The organism is Endozoicomonas sp. YOMI1 (genome assembly GCF_024606345.1).
GTDB lineage: Bacteria > Pseudomonadota > Gammaproteobacteria > Pseudomonadales > Endozoicomonadaceae > Endozoicomonas.
Genome location: NZ_JAHHPM010000218.1, coordinates 1 through 16,622, shown reverse-complemented (window position 1 = coordinate 16,622; position 16,622 = coordinate 1). Strand labels below are relative to the sequence as shown.

The window sequence follows — 16,622 nt, the reverse complement described above, 5'->3', positions numbered from 1 at the left end:
AATCCGGCGTACTGTCGGTCGCTGCCTAAGAAGTCAGAAGCCTCGCCTGATAAGGTGGGGCAGTCACACTGTATGTAACACCATAATCATATTTTTATAAAGAGCCTTGGTATCAGTGGCCTTTAGAGTCAGATTCGAGGGACGCCGCCAATATAAATCCCGTAGGTTACTGATCTACTGGTTTTTTTATGGCTGAGGTATTGGAGTATTTGTCGAAGAGTCCAACAAATGTTGCCCCAGCGATAATTTACGGAAGCCTTCGCTTTCAGCCTGCAAGTTTGACTCACTTATCTGACAGCATTCCAGTTGTCGGAAATCACAGGTAACCCCATTGCCTTATAAATGCAGTTACTCCCTTTTTCCTGATTAAGGCACTCGAGAGCCAGTGGATTTCTCACCTGTACAGGGAAAGCTTGCCTTTGATCACTTCTGCCAACGACAAGGTAATAGCCACCTGTAGGTTTGTCATGGAACAATGCAATGACCATGCTTTTGATGTGCTCGACTCTGGCTCTTTCAACACTGGTTGGTGGTCGCTTTGTTTTCGTTTCTGCTCCTTCAACTATCTGCTTAAGCGTGGATATAACTTCTGAGCCAAAGAGTGTTTCCAGAAATGTGTGTCTTTGCTGATCTGTGAATAGTTCAAGCCGCTTGCAGTCTCTGTAATCAAATAAGGGCTTGCCAATGAAGTAGTCGTACATCACCGTTGCCATAAGCTCGAATTCCTGATCGGCTGGAGATGCTTTGCGCTCCTTGTCATACCCCCAGCCGAATGGATATTGCTTCAGCTTAAAGAGTCGTAATATATCATCAGCGTATTTCCGGACACATTGGCGCTGACTCTCTGAGTGTCTGGATGCTCCTTTTTCAAACTCAGCCAAAAACTCCCTGCGAGTCCATTTTGCTGGATCACCTTTTACATCCCAGCTTTTTGGAAAGACTACTGATTGTTTTAGCAGGTGCAGCATTGTTCCATCAATATTGCCGTCCTTACCTGGCACTTTTTCATTTTCTGCTATTTCAGAGAGTTTTCTTGCAGAGGGTGGAGTAATCTTTTCGGCAATCTGGCGGTAGCCTACGGTTTCTGAAAACTTGTGGACACATTCGCTGGGTTTCATCGCCTGCTGTTTGACCTGGTTAAGATCACTGACAATGGTTTTTGATTTTTCTGCACAGCGCTCTTCCAGGAATTTATCAAGCTCTTTTCTTTCACGCTCATTTTTACAGTTTTCTACAAACTTCAGCACTGCGTCTGCAATAGCCATACCTGCCTTAAGCTTGCGGATGTCGGCGATTGATGGGTAGGTTTTTGTTACAACAGCAGGAGTAACAGGCTTTGGTTTTTCCTTGGCAACAGGTGGTCTGCTGGCGATAGGTTTTGCTTCAGGCTTTGAAGTAGATGGTTTTGACATCACTGGCTTTGGCTTTGTTTCTTCTTCTTTTTTCTTGTTGGACTGTTCAAGGTATTTCCGCCCTTGTTCAAGTATTCTATCCACCTCCTCCATTCCCTTATCTATGGCTTCACGGCGCTCTCTTTCTAATTCTGAAAGCTGTGAGGTTAAGCCTTTATTGGTAGTTTCTGTGTTGTCCTGCTTGTTGTGTTTTTTATTACCCGTTAGTGGTCGGTCAAGAGCTCCGGCTACAGGCTCTGTTTTGTCATCATTGTCTGAGTCTGGCTCATCGACACCAGAATCATAGCCCGGGTCTCTGCTATCTGGAGCAGAAGGGACGGAAACTCCAGAGTCTCTTACCAGTGCGTTTACTTCATTGCTCATGAAGTTAAAAGCGGAAAGTGCCTGCAACCTGCGAAGAAGAGACTTATCTGTATCCGATTCAACCTTCTCCAGGGCATCTTTAAATGTGGGGTTACTGAAAGCTTCGGATATGCAGGTAGTTCTGACATCATCCATCAGCATGCCCATCTTCTCTGTCATTTGATCTATCGCATGCTTGATGATTTCTCCCTTTGCTTTCATTCCTGCTGGCATTTGCTTGTCGAGCTGATATACGCGTCGTACGAACTCAGTAAAACGATGTGCTGCTTTTTCCTTATCGGGAGATACAAAATCGTGAGCCCTGTTTGTAAATAACTCTTTTAATTCCAGAATTGCTTTTTGTTCATTCCCCTCTCTGATTTTTCTCAAATTCTGTGAAAGTTTAATATCAAACTTCTGATAATCCTGATCAGGTAATTCAGGAATAAAAGGGAGTGCTATATCATCATCGAAAAGTTCATCCAGCTCTGAGTATGAAATTTCAATCTCATCTGCTTGCTTCAGGGAAGGGGACTCTTTAGGTCTTTCCGGCTCTTTACTTTTCTTTTTGAGTGCTGGTTTTTCCATCTCTGGCATCATCATGCCAAACAGTTTTTCATGTTCCGGATGGGGAGTCTTTTCAGTACTAGGGAAAAAAGTGTGTACTTGTCTAACAGCTTTAGGATTGTAATTGTTGAGGCTTTTCCGGGGGGGAGTGGAGGCAAAACTATCACTGAGGGTAGATTTTTTACCGAGACATTCATATCGTCGGCGGCAAGTCTGTCGCACTGTATGGGCAGAGTTACCGTCATGGCGAGCAGCAGAAGAATATTGTGTGTCCAGGTTGTATGGTGAGAGCTGATTATTAGTTTTCACTTGATGATCCCTGATTTAAATAACTTGATTCAATTAAAGTTGGAGTTTTGTCAGTCCAAAAAATTCAATATCAGCCCTGGGAAATCATGATTAATTTGTAAATTACTGAATAAAAAAGTTATTTTATACTCCTTTGAATGCATTTAAATGAAGGTTTATCTGGGATAATAGTACATATTAGCTCTCGTCATTACACCTAAGAAACGACCAATTCTGTTCCTGTCTTTCAGGTGTGGGCTTTCCAAATCAAAGCCTCGTCCCTTAAATGCCTGCTTTTCCATGCTTTTCAGCAAAGGTGGTTAAGCTGGCTTTCTTATGCAGATCGACCTCACCATCGCTGGTCACGCCTTCAATGACCCAAAGACAATCAGTATCCGGGTTTCAAAATTCAAGACCTGAACCAACCCTCCCCAAAAACAGTTTGAACAATGTTGGGATGATGAGCGTAAGGCATTACACAGGCTCAAATCCCGGTCGAACACCTGCGCCTGAATAGACAGCCATGTTCGTTTTTACGATTGTGCTGGGCTGCGGGGATTTGCCTGTGTAGCAAAAGAAAAATTCGACTATTTTGTAAACGACACGTGAATAAAATGGTCAAATTTCCTGATTCAATAACTAAAATTTGACCGATTGCAACTAATTGCTAAAGCTGACCGTCAGGTTACCTAGATTTTCTGACAGGCACTAATTAATAGAGTTATTGTATGGGACCGTCCAGTCGACACTATACAGCTCTCGGGAAAAGAGCTGCCGATGCTGGCAAATTAAACGACGAATCTATAGTAATACCGCAAAAAAAACAAAAAACCCATGGCGCTTTCAACAGGAAAATAGCGCCTGAATCCAGGGAGGTAAGTTCCTGGCACAATTCTGCTAACGTGGGGCACCAATATCGCCGTGATGGTCATCAGCGCACCATTGACCTGCGTAGTATAAGTACCCAAATGAAAGACGGTTGGCGATATATTAAAACGAATAATTTTGTGCGTGCGGTTGATACGTTCGATCAATTACTCTCCCTTAATCTGGACCCCTGTGAACGACAAAGAGCTCAATTGGGAAAAGCCAGGGGATTACAAGGGCAAAAAAAACTGAAAGAGGCTGAGCAGACCTTCCGGAGCCTGCGTCGTCATGAAAACGAGAAGAATGGGAAGCGGGCTGCTGACGCCTTCAGCGGAGACCTTCGGCTTGAACTCGGGCTGGCTTGCTGTTTGGGAAAAATAGGCGACGGGCAAAAGCTGAAAGAGGCGGAGCAGATCTTACGGGCCCTGCGTCGTCAGGAGAACGAGAAGAGACGCCAGCGAGATGCTGACACCTTCAGCGGCCATAATCTGATTGAACTTGGGTTGGCTCGCTGTCTTCAGGCAACAGGTGAGGCTGAAAAGGTGAGAGAGGCGGAGCAGATCTTCCGGGCTCTGCGCCGTCAGGAGAACAGGAATAGGGGGGTGCGAGATACCGGGGCCTTCAGCGGACACTTTCAGATTGAACTCGGACTGGCCTACTGCCTTAAAGAAACAGGCGATGCTGAAAAGCTGAAAGAGATTGAGACGATCTTCCGGGGTTTGCGTCGTCAGGAAAACCAGAAGAAGGGCTGGCTTCCTGTTTACTCTTGGAGAATCAAATAATGGATGGCATCAGTATTCTGGAAAAGTTAGCGGGTCTATATCCTGACAATCCGCAGGTCATTATTCACAGGGGGTGCGCTTACTTCAGCTTAACTGTTCAGGCCATTAATGAAGAAATATCCCACGCCACATTATTATCACAAGCAATTCAGGATGCTGAAAAAGGCCGGAAGCTAGCGCGCAATCATGCGTCCTTGAGTCTTTCGGCACATCTGGCGCGGCTCAATGGGGATATAAGCCGCGCCAGCAGATACTGGTCTGAAGCGGGTAGCTCTGCAGCACCGTCGGCAAAACTGTTTGAACAATGGCGGGTTGATGAGCACAAGGCATTAAGCCGACTCAAATCCCAATTGCTCATCTGAGCCACTTCCACTTGCGGGACCCAGGCTCTCGCCAGTTGAGCGACTAATCCAGCACCCTGGCAGATATCATTCAGCATTGATTGGCTGGGTAGTGCAACTGGCCTTGAATCATACGGCACTGATTCATTATTAGCCGCAGGCTGCTGGTAATCAGGAGAGAGCGACTGAAAAAAAGGAATGACGGCTGAGCGCACAATGACACTCAAACCATTTAACTGCCATTCTGTGAGGAAGGATGACATGGCAAAATTTTATTGATAAACGAACTGTGATGGCTGTGGTCGCTGCTGCCTCAATAAGATCATTGATGCTGATACGGATGAGATTCACACAACGGCGGTAGCCTGTCGGCTGCTGGATCTGGAGACCTGCCGCTGCAGACATTATAAACACCGTCGCAAATTGTGGGTGACTGTATCAAGCTTACCCCGAAAACCCTGCATCAGCATTTGCCATGGTTGCCGGACAGCTGCGCTTATTATCTGCTCTATCATGGCTATGATCTGTCACAATGGCATCCTCTGAATACCGGGCGTTCGGACTCTGTCCATGAATCCGGATTCTCCATCAAGGGCTGGGACATTGCTTCAGAAGACGATGTTCCGGACCCTTCGGACTGGTTTGATTATATATTCGGGTGAAGTAAGGCTTTTTCTGAGCAACTTTCAGATTACTGCCTCAGTGATTTGATTGTGTGTGTGGCTCCAGAGCGGACGAAGTCGGCATCACAGCCAGCGGTGACCAGGCTGAATCCTTTTTTTCGCATGCGATCAGCGAACTCCGGCCCCATGCAATGAATGGCGGCAGGTACCTTATGCTTTTTACTGCAGGCAAGGATATGTTCGATAGCCTCCATAACGGGGGACTCATAGTGGTCTGGTTGGGGCTGACAGCCCAGGGCATAGGAAAGGTCAAAGGGGCCAATATAGATGGCTCCCAGTCCTTCAGTGCTGAGAATATCATCCAGGTTATCCAGAGCCTGACGAGTCTCTATCATGACCATGGGCAGTATGGTCTCTTCTGCTTTTTCCGGGTAATCACTGCCGGCATAGATCATCGCCCGGCTAGGGCCAAAGCTGCGGTTGCCTTTGGATGGGTAACGGCAGGTAGCGACAAATTCCCGGGTTTGCTCTGCGCTTTCAATCATTGGGCAGATGACGCCATAAGCACCGGCATCCAGCATTTTCATAATGATGCCCGGATCAAGCCAGGGAACCCTGACCAGCGGAGTCACCGGGGTGGTGGATATGGCCTGCAGCATGGCCAGGGCCGATTCGAAGCCAATCATGCCGTGCTGCATGTCAATGGTCATTGCGTCAAAACCCTGGTGGGCGATCAGCTCAGCCGTCATTGGGCAAGGGTGGATAAGCCAGCAGTTTATGGCGGTCTTGTTTTGCTGGAAAAGGTTCAGTACCTGATTCTTTCTCATTGTTGACCATTGTTATCTATTTGATGTGGTCAAAAAAGTATAGCTAACGAACGAGCCGGTTAACCTGCTGCTTTTCTGTATGATAATTGATCCCAAGGCTTGTCAGCGGGGTGGAAAACCTTACACTAAGCCTGTCCGGAGACGGGGTCGTCGTGACGGGCGCAATTTTTGAACAATCTCCGGGTTGATTTGAATATTGGCAAAGAATCTGTGATCGAATGACAGCCCATGGCACGCTTTACGGTCTTGGCGGTCGTTCCTCCCGGATGGGGCAGGACAAGTCACGACTGAACTGGTGTTGCAAACCGCTGTACCTACATAGGGTTTCTCTGCTGGCCCGGGCCGGGATTGATCAGGTTCTGATCAGCGGGTCCGGTTTTGCGGGTTTTAATCTGCCGGTGATGTTGCCGGTCAATTCGGAATTACGGCAAGCCGTTGAGAGTTCCATAGCCAGTGATAATCCGAAGGACTATGCCCTCTGGCGCCTGCATCAGCTGTTATACCATTGAAAATAGACTGGGGCGAGAATAGCCATGGCTCATAATCAGTTTGATGAGTTTATTCCTGTCAACATTGCCGTGTTGACGGTGTCCGACACCCGTACCGAAGAAAACGACACATCCGGTCACTTACTGGTTGAGAGCCTGACCGCTGCTGGTCACAAACTTGCTGACAAGGCCATTGTAAAAGACGACATCTACAAGATTCGGGAAGTAGTATCCCGCTGGATTGCCAGTGATGCAGGGTCTCCTGACTGTGTGCAGGCCGTGTTGGTCACCGGTGGTACCGGGTTCTCTGGCAGAGACAGCACGCCAGAAGCGCTGTTGCCTATTTTCGACAAGCAGATTGATGGTTATGGCGAGCTGTTCCGTCAGCTTTCCTATGAACAGATCAAAACCTCCACAATCCAGTCCCGTACCGTGGCGGGCATGGCCAACGGCACCGTTATTTTTGTTATGCCCGGCTCCAATAATGCCTGTAAGACCGCCTGGGAAGGCATTGTCAAGGATCAGCTGAACAGCCAGCATCGTCCATGTAACTTTGTTGAACAATTAAAAAAGGCAGGGTAATCATGTCGTTTACCAATAATGCCCTTAGCCATATTGATAGCGATGGTAAAGCCAGCATGGTTGATGTTGGTGAAAAAGACATCACACGTCGTGAAGCCAGGGCGGAAGGTTATATCTACATGGCGCCTGAGACACTGGCGCTGGTAAAAGACAATGGTCTTAAAAAAGGGGATGTGCTTGCTGTGGCCAGAATTGCCGGCATTCAGGCTGCCAAGCAGTGCAGCCAGCTGGTGCCGCTTTGCCACCCGTTGATGCTGAACTTTATTGGTGTTGAGTTTCAACTTGAAGACGCGGCTTCAGTGAATGGCGACGCCTGTATTCGAATTGAAACCTGCTGTCGTCTAAATGGGAAAACCGGCGTTGAGATTGAAGCGCTGACAGCGGCATCGGTTGCTGCCCTGACGATCTATGATATGTGCAAGGCGGTGGACAAAGAGATGCATATTGAAGGCATTCGTGTGCTGGAAAAGAGCGGTGGTCGAAGTGGTCACTATGTTCATGGTTCAGCGACGTCTGCCTCAGGTGGTGCAGCATGATTAAAGTACTGTTCTTTGCCAGTTTTCGGGAAAAGCTGAACTGCGAGCAGCTGACTCTGGAAGAAGGTGAGTATGCTTCCTTACTGTCTGCATTAAAAAGTCAGTTGGCGGAAAGAGGTGAACACTGGCGTGAAGTAATGATGAGTGATCGTACATTAGTTGCCATCAATCAGACGATGACTCGTCAGGATGTCACATTGCAGTCTGGTGATGAGATTGCCTTTTTTCCTCCGGTTACCGGCGGGTGATTTTTATTTGAACCACAAAAACACGAAGGCTTTGTTTTGTTCTCGTTCCCACAGTCTGAGGCTGTCGCCATAGCCCCGGAAAAACTTTGTGTCTTTGTGCCTTTGTGGTGCAAAAAACAAACAGGATCAGAACCTTGATTTCCATTCAAGCAGAAGACTTTAACCCCGGCCAGGAATATGAACGACTGGAAGGGAATAAGTCATCAGGAGCCATTGTTACCTTTACCGGTAAGGTTCGGGATATGAACCTTGGGGATAAGGTGGGTGGCTTGTTTCTGGAGCATTATCCGGGGATGACGGAACAAGCCCTGCAGCAAATTATCGATGAAGCCATGGCGCGTTGGGAACTCCAGACTGTCCGGGTTATCCATCGCATTGGGCAGATGTATCCCGGTGACCGTATCGTTTTTGTTGCTGTTGCCAGCGCCCATCGTAAAGAAGCGTTTGCAGCCTGTGAGTTTATTATGGATTACCTGAAAACCCGTGCGCCGTTCTGGAAGAAAGAGACGACACCTGAAGGGGATCGCTGGGTGGATGAGCGTGAGTCTGACCAGGAAGCGGCGGATCGCTGGCTTTAACCTTTGCAAGTGAACTCTTCAAAAACGGCTGCTTCATGTTAAAAAAACGTCCTGAAATAACTTCCACATTTCCGTTGTTATCCGGTAAGGAAAAAAACTTGCCACGGAGACACGGAGGCACGGAGAAAAGAAAAAATCTTTTCCTCTGTGGCTCCGTGCCTCCGTGGCAAAAAGAGGAAGTTATTCAGGGACAATTCCTGAGAACCTTATTTTTAGCGTTTTTACTCTTTTGTCCGGGGGTATCGGTCTTTGCAGTAGAACTGAAAGTGGCCGTTGCAGCAAACTTCAAACCGTCGCTGGAGGTTCTGGCAAAGGCGTTTGAAGCAGAAACCGGGCACCGGTTGTTGATCTCCTCTGCTTCTACCGGTGTGCTGTATAACCAGATCACCCATGGTGCGCCTTTCGATATCTTTCTGTCAGCAGATAGCCTTAGAGCCGAACTGCTGGAAAAAAAAGGACTGACACTGGAGGGCAGCCGACACCCCTATGCCTTGGGAGGGCTGGTTCTATGGAGCCCCGGGTTTTCCGGTAAAGATGACCAAGATAAAACCATGACACTGGAGGACCTGGCTTTCTATAAGGGACGCCTGGCCATTGCCAATCCGGCAACAGCACCCTATGGTCTGGCGGCACGGCAGGTTCTGGAAAAGCTGGGTTTCTGGTCATCGTTCCGCTCCCGTCTGGTTCAGGGAGCCAGTATCCAGCAGGCCTGGCAGTTTGTGGCCAGTGGTAATATTCCTGCAGGGCTGGTGGCGAAAGCGCAGCTGGTTGATCATAAAAACAACGATGGTCATATTTTTTCGATTCCTGCAACGTTGTATGATCCGATTCAGCAGGATCTGGTTATCTTAAAGCGGACCAGGCAACCTGAGGCGGCAAAGGCATTTGTGGCGTTTATTTTGTCACCATCTGTTCAGAGCACCATTGCCAAACAGGGTTACTTCCCTGTATCAACGACAATGGTTGATAAAACAACGTCTGAAAATCGAAGGAAAGCACTCTGAATGCTGCTCACCGCTGTCTGGGTAACGCTGAAACTGGCAATCATTACCACCATGATTCTGATGCTCCTGGCGATTCCCATGGCATGGGGGCTGGCAAATATGCAAAGTCGGCTGAGGCCCCTGTTGGAAGCTCTGGTTGGTCTGCCAATGGTATTACCGCCCACCGTCCTTGGCTTTTATATACTCTTGCTTTGCTCGCCAAACTACGCTCCCGGACAGCTCTGGCTTTCCCTGACTGGCACTACACTGGCGTTCAGTTTTACCGGGCTGGTGATTGCTTCAGTTATCTGTTCCATGCCCTTTGTCGTGCAGCCACTTCAGCGGGCCTTTGAACAGCTGGATAAAGGTCTTCTTGAGGCCGCAGCCATGATGGGGGCAGGACGAATGGACCGTTTCTTTAATGTGGTACTGCCCTGTACTCGCCGGGCGATGATTCTGGCGGCCTGCATGGGGTTTGCCCATACCGTTGGGGAGTTTGGTGTGGTGCTTATGATTGGCGGCAATATTCCCGGAGAGACGCAGGTGCTGTCCATTGCCCTGTTCGATGCCGTGGAATCACAGCAGTTTGCCGAGGCCCATCAGATTGCTGCGGGGCTTATGGTATTTGCCATGATTCTTCTGGTTACCCTTTACAGTCTTGATCGTAAGCCCGCTACTCAATTACCCCTCAAATCAAACACTGGTCGTCGTTAATGCTAAGAATTGATATTCAGCTTCCCCGGGACCACTTTGTTCTTAGTGTTGATGAGTCACTGGATACCGATACCACCTGGGCCATTATGGGACGTTCAGGATGTGGTAAAACCTCACTGCTGAGAACCATTGCGGGTTTGGAAAGTCATGCCAGGGGACGACTACAGTTTAATGATGAAGTCTGGCAGGACTCCGAAAAGGGAATATGGCTACCACCGGAGCAACGGGGTATTGGCTATATATTTCAGGAAGCCAGACTGTTTCCCCATTTGGACGTTATGGAAAATCTCCAATTTGCGTTGCAGCGGGCCAGGGCCAATGTTGCCATGCCGTCATTATCTGAGGTGGTTGAGCAGCTCGATATTGTGCATTTACTGGGGCGTGCGGTTGATAAATTGTCTGGCGGTGAGAAGCAGCGTGTTGCCATTGCCCGAACCTTATTAAGTGCACCCCGTCTTCTATTAATGGATGAGCCCCTGGCTTCGCTTGACTGGTCATCAAAAACAAGCATTCTTCCCTGCCTGAGAAATATCCATCAGCACTTCACAATACCGGTTGTCATGGTGAGTCATGCCCGTGAAGAGGTTGCACGGCTGGCTGATAAGCTGATGCTTATTGAGCAAGGGCAGGTTTTGTCCCGTGGTGAATGTCGTCAATTACTCAGTCGGCCAGGTTCTTTATTAACCCGGGATGACTGTGCACTGTCGATTCTGGAAGTACAGGTGGGCAGCCATGATCACGAATATGGTTTCACCGAGCTGTTGTTTGGTGGCCAGAAATTGTTGGTCAATCAGATTTCAGCGTTGCCGGGAACCGGCCTGAGAGTGATATTGCCTGCTCAGGAGGTCAGCATTGTGGTGGAAGATATCCACTGCACAAGCGTTCAGAATCGAGTGGCGACAACCATTCAGGCTATTCAGGAACTGGATTCCAAAAACGTCATGCTGTTTATGGCGGCTGAAGGGCAGAGATTGCTGGCACTGGTCACCAGAAGAGCACTGGGGTTATTGAATTTGTCGGTGGGGCAGCGTGTTTTTGCCCATTTTAAAGGATCCTGTCTGGATGTTATCTAATACCGTTGGCAGGTGCCTGATACTCAACGAAGGAGAGGTTTGGAATGAAGCGTATGTTGACTTTTGACAATGGTTTAAAGTTGAAAAAAATAAAACAGTTCCATCGAGTCTTTCTTATGTCTTAAGCATTGGATCAAATGCAACCGGTTTTTGATTCCATTAGTCCGACCGCCATTGGATGGGCGCTTCTGTGCGCCATTGTATCGTTACCTACTATGCTGTGCAGTGCTATTCGTTTGATTTCCTCAAGGGGCTGGATTAACCCATAAAAAAAGAGCACCTTACTGGTGCTCTTTTTCTGTTTTCCTGGAAAGGGAAAAGCTTATACTTTCTCTACGTTGGCAGCCTGAAGGCCTTTCTGGCCCTGCTCAACATCAAAGGTCACAGCCTGACCTTCAGCGAGAGTTTTGAAGCCGTCACCAATGATGGCACGGAAGTGAACGAAAACGTCTGGACCGCCGTTATCCTGAGCGATAAAGCCAAAGCCTTTCTCTTCACTGAACCACTTTACCGTTCCGGTCGATTTAGACATGCAATGTCTCCTGAATATTTCTATAAAAATGCGTTGTACACGCGTTAAGCCAATGTGTAGTCACATCTTCATATATTTATTTAAGAGTAAAGCAATCAAAGCAGCATAACTTAAACTAAGAAGTGGTGTGACGATCAGGAAGTACTCAAAAAGCGAAACGATTTTTCGTTCTTCTCAATAATGGCCAATAGGAACTCTAATAGCTGTCCGAAGGGATGTCAAAGATTTTATCAAGTTTGTTAAAAACAAATTATCGTACGAATTTTAACCGGAAATCAGGGGCTGGAAGACTCGCCTGGATAAGAAATTAATGCTTTGATTTATATAGTATTTGTTGCTTTTTGCTGGCTGTTTTTTGCTTTCCTGATTGGCAGTAACAGGTCATGGGTAATCGGAATAAAGTGACTGGACGATTGAATCAGAGATGATGCTGTCAGAGCCTCAACACTGTATACCTCAGTCTGCAGGCCAAAATCCTGTTGCGCCTTTTGCAATAGCAGGTCAAAGTCACCATCACCGGAAGCAAGGGCAATGATATCGACCTCGGGTGCCCAGCTCATAACATCCAGCGTTATCCCGACATCCCAGTCACCTTTTGAGGTACCATCGCTTCTATGAATATAGGGTTTCAGCTTCACTTCAAAGCCAATGGCTCGAAGTATGTCCTGGAATTGCCGTTGCTTTGGGTCTCCACGATCAATAGCGTAGGCGATGGCTTTGGTGATCTTTCTGCCTTTACTGACAAGCGCCCAGAATGCGTTGTAATCAAAGTGGCTGTTGTAGAACTGTCGGGTGGTGTAATAGATGTTCTGCACATCAACAAAGAGCGCAACACGTTTTTCAGCCATAGGTTTTGGTCTCCCCGCGTTTGATCGCTGCCTGTCGCATGATGATGGTTGATGATGCTTTTTGGGCGAGATAAAGCAGACCGCCAATGGAAAGAATCGATGCCATCACCATGACAATAACAGACAGATTACCTTGCGTCGGTTTTTTCAGTAAAGAGAACAGGTCTCTTGCCTGCATACCTGCCCAAAGGGCAAACAGCGTTCTGGGTAACATGCCAATAAAACCGGCTATTAGAAATGTATGAAGGCGGATGCCAATTGCGGGTAACACCAGGTTCATTAATGAAAAGGGCAGTACCGGTGATATCCGGGTCAGAATGACCATTGGCCATTGATGATGATGTTTCAGCTCGTCAAGAATCAGGTGTATGTGGGAGTTCGGCGGGAGGGTATTCATCAGCTTTCCATGATCCAGTGATTTCCCAATCAGATAACCGATGACAGACGCTGCCGGGTAGGAAATCAGGATATAGAAAAACGCTGTCCACCCCAGAAAATAGCCACTGATCAGGGCAATAAGAGTAGACGGTGTCAGGGCCAGCGCCATGGTCAGGGCGCTGGCCGAAAAGAGCCAGGCCCACTGGCTGATGGATAGCGTGTAAAGAGCGTCCTGCCAGGTGATCGCCAGTGTGGTGACCAGGGTGCTGCCAAAGAGGGAGGTAATACTGAGCAGGCCCATCAATGAGAGAATCTGACGATTCTTTCTGAAAAAAGAGCCTCGCAAGAAAGCGCTACGAAACAATAAGCAATTCACTGAAAATGACTGGCCGCTGCCTATAAAACCAACAAGCATAATGGCTACTACAGAGAAGAGGCAATAATGCTTACATAATTTCAGCGGGAGCCTGACCGTTTGTTGAGTTTTCGCTGCAGTGTCCTGCGATGCATGCCCAGGCTTCGGGCGGCGGCCGAGATATTGCCATTGTGCTCCAGCAGTACTTTCTGAAGATACTCCCATTCCAGCTGGTAGACCGGCATCCTTGTTTCCGGGATGACAGGGCATGGTTCACGCTCTGGTGGCAGCTGGCTGATATTCAGTGCCGAGAGTATCTGTAAGGTGTCTACCGGCTTGCAGAGATAATCCTTAGCCCCAAGTTTGATGGCTCTGACTGCGGTAGCAATGCTGGCATACCCAGTTAGTACGATAATATTAATATCCGGATTGACGTTACGTAATAGTGGAATAAGCCTGAGGCCGCTCTCACTGCCGATTTTCAGATCAACAACCGCACTTGCCGGTTGGTATTTTTGTTGCAGGGCGGTCGCCTTACCAATGCTGTCTGCCGTAACGGGGTTGAATCCCCTTTTTCTGAGTGAGGTGGCAAGCGTGTGTAACAAGGTCTGGTCATCATCGGCAATCAAAATAGCTGGTAACTCCAGGGCTTTTCCGGGGCTCATGGTCGCGTTATTGTTCCTTTTCTGTTTGGCTGAGGATGGGGAGTTGGACTTCAATCAAGCTTCCCCTGCCGGTCAGAGGGGCAATCTGCATCAGACCTCCCAGCCGCTCAATACTGGCCTGGCTGAGTAACAAACCAATCCCGAGGCCATCTTCTTTTAAGCTACAGGGCGTCAAGGTTGTTGAACTCCCTTCTTTTATACGGGCTGAGCTTTTCCCGGGTTTGCAGTGGGCTTCCGGGAAGCCCACTCCTTTATCCAGAATCTGTATGGTCAGGCTCTGCCGGTTCTGTATCACGTTCAGTGAAACCTGACCCGGGCTGGCATCTTCTGCATTATCAAGTAATGACGTTATTGCCTGATACAGTGTCAGATCGCAGGGGATAGATACTGAGGCAGGCCATTGAGCGGCGTTGTAATGAAGCTCGGATTCCGGTCTGACCAGTTGCCATTTTTGGATGACTTTAGCCAGAAAATCCTGGCTATCGATACTTTCAATACCGTTGTATTGGCTTTCCGATACTAACTGTTGCAGTCTTTTCTTGCATTCATCGATCTGATCCCTTAGAAATGTCAAGCGCTCAGCCAGTGCGCTGCCCTGGTATTCCTCCTGAAGATCCTTGAGCACAATGGCCATTGTGGTTAATGGCGTTCCCAATTCATGGGCTGCACCCGCTGCCTGAAGGGCAATGGCAAGAATGCTTTCATCTCTCAGCTGAAGTTCTCTGCTGATGGCAATATCCCTTTGTTGTTTTCTCAGGGCTGAGGCCATCAGTTCGACGAAGTAATTGATAAGAAAGGCACTCAGCACAAACGTCAGCCACATGCCAAGCAAATGAATATCAATCATCAGCTGCTGTTCTGGCAAGGGAAGCGTCGAATCGGGCCCGGATGGCACGTACCATTTCATCAGCAGGGTATAGAACAGCGTCGCAGTGAATGTCACGCCCCAGCTGTATTTGCCCGGAAGCAGTGCTGCGCCGATACAGACAGTGATCAGGTAGGTCGATACCAGTGGGTTTGTATAACCACCACTGAAGAATAACAGCGTGCTCTGGGAAAGAAGGTCCAGCAGCAGTTGAACAAAGAACTCCTGATCGCTGACATGGCTTTGGACCACATATAGCCGAATCATGGTGCCGATGATCATCAGCAAGGTGATTAAACAGGCCAGAACAAGGCCGGTTATCTGGATAGTAAAATGGCGGCTGGCCAGGAAAAAGACTATCCCCTCAACAGCAATGAGGGTTCCACGGAGCCAGCACAGGCGCTTGAGGTTCTCGGCACCAACCGAGAGGTTGGGTATTGTGTTGTGAAGTGTCGTCATTAAGGCTGCATGGTGTGCTCATATATTGAATACCATTTGACTCGAAAATGCGTTTTTTTATCCCCGGGCTGAAGCCCTTATGGGAAGAGGCTGTCGCCAAAGCCTGAAGAACGCTCCCCCGAAGTAGGTCGGTTCGCCTGCGAATGGACTCGTGGCCCCACCGCCATCCCCCATGAAACTCAGAGATCATGTTGCATGGCGGTTGGTTCGGGTGCCGGCTCCTTTAGCTCATTGACCCGTTTTCCTGTGTCGGGATAAGGTAGAGCTTTAACGCAGTTATTGTCAGACGATGGCTAATCCAGGAGGGTTAATGCCTCATAAACTTATCCTCAAGCTGTTGCTTGCCTGCTCTGTAATGCTGAACTTCTCTTCAGTTAAGGCTCAAACCACGGCTGAGATTGATGAACCCCTCTATAAGCCATTCATTGAGCGTTACATTCTTGATGAACTCAAGAATCTCCGTCAGGATCAGCAGTTCATGCGGGCTGAATTGACCAATAAAGTTGCTGAGGCCCGGCTGGATGCCTCAGATCGGGCGGTACGTTATACAACGGATACCGTTAACAATATCTTTTTCATCATCACTGCCGCGGCTTCGATTCTGGTTTTGCTTGGGTGGCGTTCATTGCGGGAGGTTCGTGAAACCATTAAGGCACAGGTCGAAAGCCAGGTTTCTCAGATGACACTGGAATATGAAAAAAGGCTGAATGAGCTTGAGAAGAAGCTGGTCGTGCGCTCGGAGCAGATTATTTCTGCCCAGGAAAAGATATCGCAAACCAATCAGGTTCATTCATTATGGATGCGTGCAGGGCTTGAGACAAACCTCCATGAGCAGATCAACATCTATGACCAGATTTTGGAAATCAATCCGGATGATGTTGAGGCACTGACCTATAAGGCTGACTCGTTGCTGGATCTTGGTGAGGCCCGATGGGCGCTATCACTGACCAATCAGGCGATTGACCATGATCACCAGTATGCGCTTGCCTACTGGCAAAGGGCCTGTGCAGAAGCGGCACTTGGGCAGCATGATGAAGCGGTACGGGACCTTGAAACCGCCATACAGCAATCTGCCGCGTTAAAGGATGAAGTCGTCAGTGAGAAGGCTTTTGAGGTTCTGCATGGTCATCTGTCGTTTAAGAAGTTGCTACAGCCAGATATACCGGATGTAGATATGAGTTAGCCCGGATATTTCATAAACTGCCCCGTATCTCGCGCAGGACTTTGTCGCTCTAAGGGATTTTGTGAGGGAGCGCCGTACCGGGGAGT

The 16,622-nt window shown here is 48.3% G+C and carries 20 protein-coding genes; 12 read left to right on the top strand and 8 right to left on the bottom strand.

Annotated features, from left to right (window positions below; all coding sequences use genetic code 11):
• Window positions 1-287: 287 nt before the first annotated feature.
• Window positions 288-2,630 carry a hypothetical protein gene (locus KDK15_RS07670; protein ID WP_257294772.1) on the bottom strand — a complete coding sequence of 781 codons (2,343 nt, stop codon included), beginning with the start codon at window positions 2,628-2,630 and terminating at the stop codon, window positions 288-290.
• Window positions 2,631-3,337: 707 nt separating this feature from the next.
• On the opposite strand from KDK15_RS07670, the gene KDK15_RS07665 reads away from it, so the two are divergent.
• Both KDK15_RS07665 and KDK15_RS07660 read left to right on the top strand, forming a co-directional pair.
• Window positions 3,338-4,258: a hypothetical protein gene (locus tag KDK15_RS07665; protein WP_257294771.1), complete on the top strand. Its 921-nt coding sequence runs from the start codon at window positions 3,338-3,340 to the stop codon at window positions 4,256-4,258.
• Complete coding sequence (locus KDK15_RS07660) at window positions 4,258-4,620, top strand: hypothetical protein (protein ID WP_257294770.1); 363 nt, start codon at window positions 4,258-4,260, stop codon at window positions 4,618-4,620. The genes KDK15_RS07665 and KDK15_RS07660 overlap by 1 nt, the downstream gene beginning before the upstream one ends.
• A 150-nt stretch (window positions 4,621-4,770) precedes the next feature.
• Here KDK15_RS07660 and KDK15_RS07655 read toward each other — a convergent pair whose 3' ends face one another.
• Complete coding sequence (locus KDK15_RS07655; RefSeq protein ID WP_257294769.1) at window positions 4,771-5,004, bottom strand: hypothetical protein; 234 nt, start codon at window positions 5,002-5,004, stop codon at window positions 4,771-4,773.
• On the opposite strand from KDK15_RS07655, the gene KDK15_RS21185 reads away from it, so the two are divergent.
• Window positions 4,921-5,145, top strand: a complete 225-nt coding sequence (locus KDK15_RS21185; protein WP_373691349.1) for a hypothetical protein — start codon at window positions 4,921-4,923, stop codon at window positions 5,143-5,145. The two genes, KDK15_RS07655 and KDK15_RS21185, sit on opposite strands and share 84 nt — an antisense overlap.
• Window positions 5,146-5,290: 145 nt before the next feature.
• On the opposite strand, the gene KDK15_RS07645 is transcribed toward KDK15_RS21185, so the two are convergent.
• Window positions 5,291-6,049 carry an aldolase/citrate lyase family protein gene (locus KDK15_RS07645; RefSeq protein WP_257294767.1) on the bottom strand — a complete coding sequence of 253 codons (759 nt, stop codon included), beginning with the start codon at window positions 6,047-6,049 and terminating at the stop codon, window positions 5,291-5,293.
• A gap of 218 nt (window positions 6,050-6,267) precedes the next feature.
• Between KDK15_RS07645 and KDK15_RS07640 the strand changes: the two genes are divergently transcribed.
• The 8 genes from KDK15_RS07640 (at window position 6,268) to modC (ending at window position 11,251) form a co-directional block, all read left to right on the top strand.
• Window positions 6,268-6,558, top strand: coding sequence for an NTP transferase domain-containing protein (locus KDK15_RS07640; RefSeq protein ID WP_257294766.1), 291 nt, complete (start codon window positions 6,268-6,270; stop codon window positions 6,556-6,558).
• A gap of 24 nt (window positions 6,559-6,582) precedes the next feature.
• Window positions 6,583-7,119: a molybdenum cofactor biosynthesis protein B gene (gene moaB, locus KDK15_RS07635; RefSeq protein WP_257294765.1), complete on the top strand. Its 537-nt coding sequence runs from the start codon at window positions 6,583-6,585 to the stop codon at window positions 7,117-7,119.
• A 2-nt stretch (window positions 7,120-7,121) separates the two neighbouring features.
• On the top strand, window positions 7,122-7,655 hold the full coding sequence (gene moaC / locus KDK15_RS07630) for a cyclic pyranopterin monophosphate synthase MoaC (protein WP_257294764.1): 534 nt from the start codon (window positions 7,122-7,124) through the stop codon (window positions 7,653-7,655).
• Window positions 7,652-7,903, top strand: a complete 252-nt coding sequence (moaD, locus tag KDK15_RS07625; RefSeq protein WP_257294763.1) for a molybdopterin converting factor subunit 1 — start codon at window positions 7,652-7,654, stop codon at window positions 7,901-7,903. The genes moaC and moaD overlap by 4 nt, the downstream gene beginning before the upstream one ends.
• 134 nt (window positions 7,904-8,037) lie before the next feature.
• Window positions 8,038-8,481 (top strand): molybdopterin synthase catalytic subunit MoaE, encoded by a 444-nt coding sequence (gene moaE / locus KDK15_RS07620; RefSeq protein WP_257294762.1) that lies wholly within the window; start codon window positions 8,038-8,040, stop codon window positions 8,479-8,481.
• A 98-nt stretch (window positions 8,482-8,579) separates the two neighbouring features.
• Window positions 8,580-9,485, top strand: a complete 906-nt coding sequence (modA, locus tag KDK15_RS07615; protein WP_257294761.1) for a molybdate ABC transporter substrate-binding protein — start codon at window positions 8,580-8,582, stop codon at window positions 9,483-9,485.
• On the top strand, window positions 9,486-10,178 hold the full coding sequence (gene modB, locus KDK15_RS07610) for a molybdate ABC transporter permease subunit (RefSeq protein ID WP_257294760.1): 693 nt from the start codon (window positions 9,486-9,488) through the stop codon (window positions 10,176-10,178).
• Window positions 10,178-11,251, top strand: a complete 1,074-nt coding sequence (gene modC, locus KDK15_RS07605; protein WP_257294759.1) for a molybdenum ABC transporter ATP-binding protein — start codon at window positions 10,178-10,180, stop codon at window positions 11,249-11,251. The genes modB and modC overlap by 1 nt, the downstream gene beginning before the upstream one ends.
• Window positions 11,252-11,573: 322 nt before the next feature.
• Here the strand turns inward: modC and KDK15_RS07600 are convergent, their stop codons facing one another.
• The 5 genes from KDK15_RS07600 to KDK15_RS07580 form a co-directional block, all read right to left on the bottom strand.
• Window positions 11,574-11,783, bottom strand: coding sequence for a cold-shock protein (locus KDK15_RS07600; protein WP_101745061.1), 210 nt, complete (start codon window positions 11,781-11,783; stop codon window positions 11,574-11,576).
• Between the two features lie 320 nt (window positions 11,784-12,103).
• Window positions 12,104-12,631, bottom strand: coding sequence for an NYN domain-containing protein (locus tag KDK15_RS07595; RefSeq protein WP_257294758.1), 528 nt, complete (start codon window positions 12,629-12,631; stop codon window positions 12,104-12,106).
• Complete coding sequence (locus tag KDK15_RS07590) at window positions 12,624-13,355, bottom strand: TVP38/TMEM64 family protein (protein ID WP_257294757.1); 732 nt, start codon at window positions 13,353-13,355, stop codon at window positions 12,624-12,626. The genes KDK15_RS07595 and KDK15_RS07590 overlap by 8 nt, the downstream gene beginning before the upstream one ends.
• Before the next feature lie 110 nt (window positions 13,356-13,465).
• Window positions 13,466-14,029, bottom strand: a complete 564-nt coding sequence (locus KDK15_RS07585) for a response regulator transcription factor (protein ID WP_257294756.1) — start codon at window positions 14,027-14,029, stop codon at window positions 13,466-13,468.
• Between the two features lie 7 nt (window positions 14,030-14,036).
• Window positions 14,037-15,353 (bottom strand): sensor histidine kinase KdpD, encoded by a 1,317-nt coding sequence (locus KDK15_RS07580; RefSeq protein ID WP_257294755.1) that lies wholly within the window; start codon window positions 15,351-15,353, stop codon window positions 14,037-14,039.
• A gap of 310 nt (window positions 15,354-15,663) precedes the next feature.
• On the opposite strand from KDK15_RS07580, the gene KDK15_RS07575 reads away from it, so the two are divergent.
• Window positions 15,664-16,536 (top strand): tetratricopeptide repeat protein, encoded by an 873-nt coding sequence (locus KDK15_RS07575; protein ID WP_257294754.1) that lies wholly within the window; start codon window positions 15,664-15,666, stop codon window positions 16,534-16,536.
• Window positions 16,537-16,622 lie beyond the last annotated feature (86 nt).

What these genes read in the sequence shown, in the direction of transcription:
- KDK15_RS07645 (WP_257294767.1), bottom strand. Translation starts at nt 6,049, where the DNA reads ATGAGAAAGAATCAGGTACTGAACCTTTTCCAGCAAAACAAGACCGCC.
- moaB (WP_257294765.1), top strand. Translation starts at nt 6,583, where the DNA reads ATGGCTCATAATCAGTTTGATGAGTTTATTCCTGTCAACATTGCCGTG.
- KDK15_RS07575 (WP_257294754.1), top strand. Translation starts at nt 15,664, where the DNA reads ATGCCTCATAAACTTATCCTCAAGCTGTTGCTTGCCTGCTCTGTAATG.
- KDK15_RS07640 (WP_257294766.1), top strand. Translation starts at nt 6,268, where the DNA reads ATGACAGCCCATGGCACGCTTTACGGTCTTGGCGGTCGTTCCTCCCGG.
- KDK15_RS07595 (WP_257294758.1), bottom strand. Translation starts at nt 12,631, where the DNA reads ATGGCTGAAAAACGTGTTGCGCTCTTTGTTGATGTGCAGAACATCTAT.
- KDK15_RS07655 (WP_257294769.1), bottom strand. Translation starts at nt 5,004, where the DNA reads ATGTCTGCAGCGGCAGGTCTCCAGATCCAGCAGCCGACAGGCTACCGC.
- KDK15_RS07585 (WP_257294756.1), bottom strand. Translation starts at nt 14,029, where the DNA reads ATGAGCCCCGGAAAAGCCCTGGAGTTACCAGCTATTTTGATTGCCGAT.
- KDK15_RS07580 (WP_257294755.1), bottom strand. Translation starts at nt 15,353, where the DNA reads ATGACGACACTTCACAACACAATACCCAACCTCTCGGTTGGTGCCGAG.
- KDK15_RS07665 (WP_257294771.1), top strand. Translation starts at nt 3,338, where the DNA reads ATGGGACCGTCCAGTCGACACTATACAGCTCTCGGGAAAAGAGCTGCC.
- modB (WP_257294760.1), top strand. Translation starts at nt 9,486, where the DNA reads ATGCTGCTCACCGCTGTCTGGGTAACGCTGAAACTGGCAATCATTACC.
- moaC (WP_257294764.1), top strand. Translation starts at nt 7,122, where the DNA reads ATGTCGTTTACCAATAATGCCCTTAGCCATATTGATAGCGATGGTAAA.
- KDK15_RS07600 (WP_101745061.1), bottom strand. Translation starts at nt 11,783, where the DNA reads ATGTCTAAATCGACCGGAACGGTAAAGTGGTTCAGTGAAGAGAAAGGC.
- modC (WP_257294759.1), top strand. Translation starts at nt 10,178, where the DNA reads ATGCTAAGAATTGATATTCAGCTTCCCCGGGACCACTTTGTTCTTAGT.
- KDK15_RS07660 (WP_257294770.1), top strand. Translation starts at nt 4,258, where the DNA reads ATGGATGGCATCAGTATTCTGGAAAAGTTAGCGGGTCTATATCCTGAC.
- moaD (WP_257294763.1), top strand. Translation starts at nt 7,652, where the DNA reads ATGATTAAAGTACTGTTCTTTGCCAGTTTTCGGGAAAAGCTGAACTGC.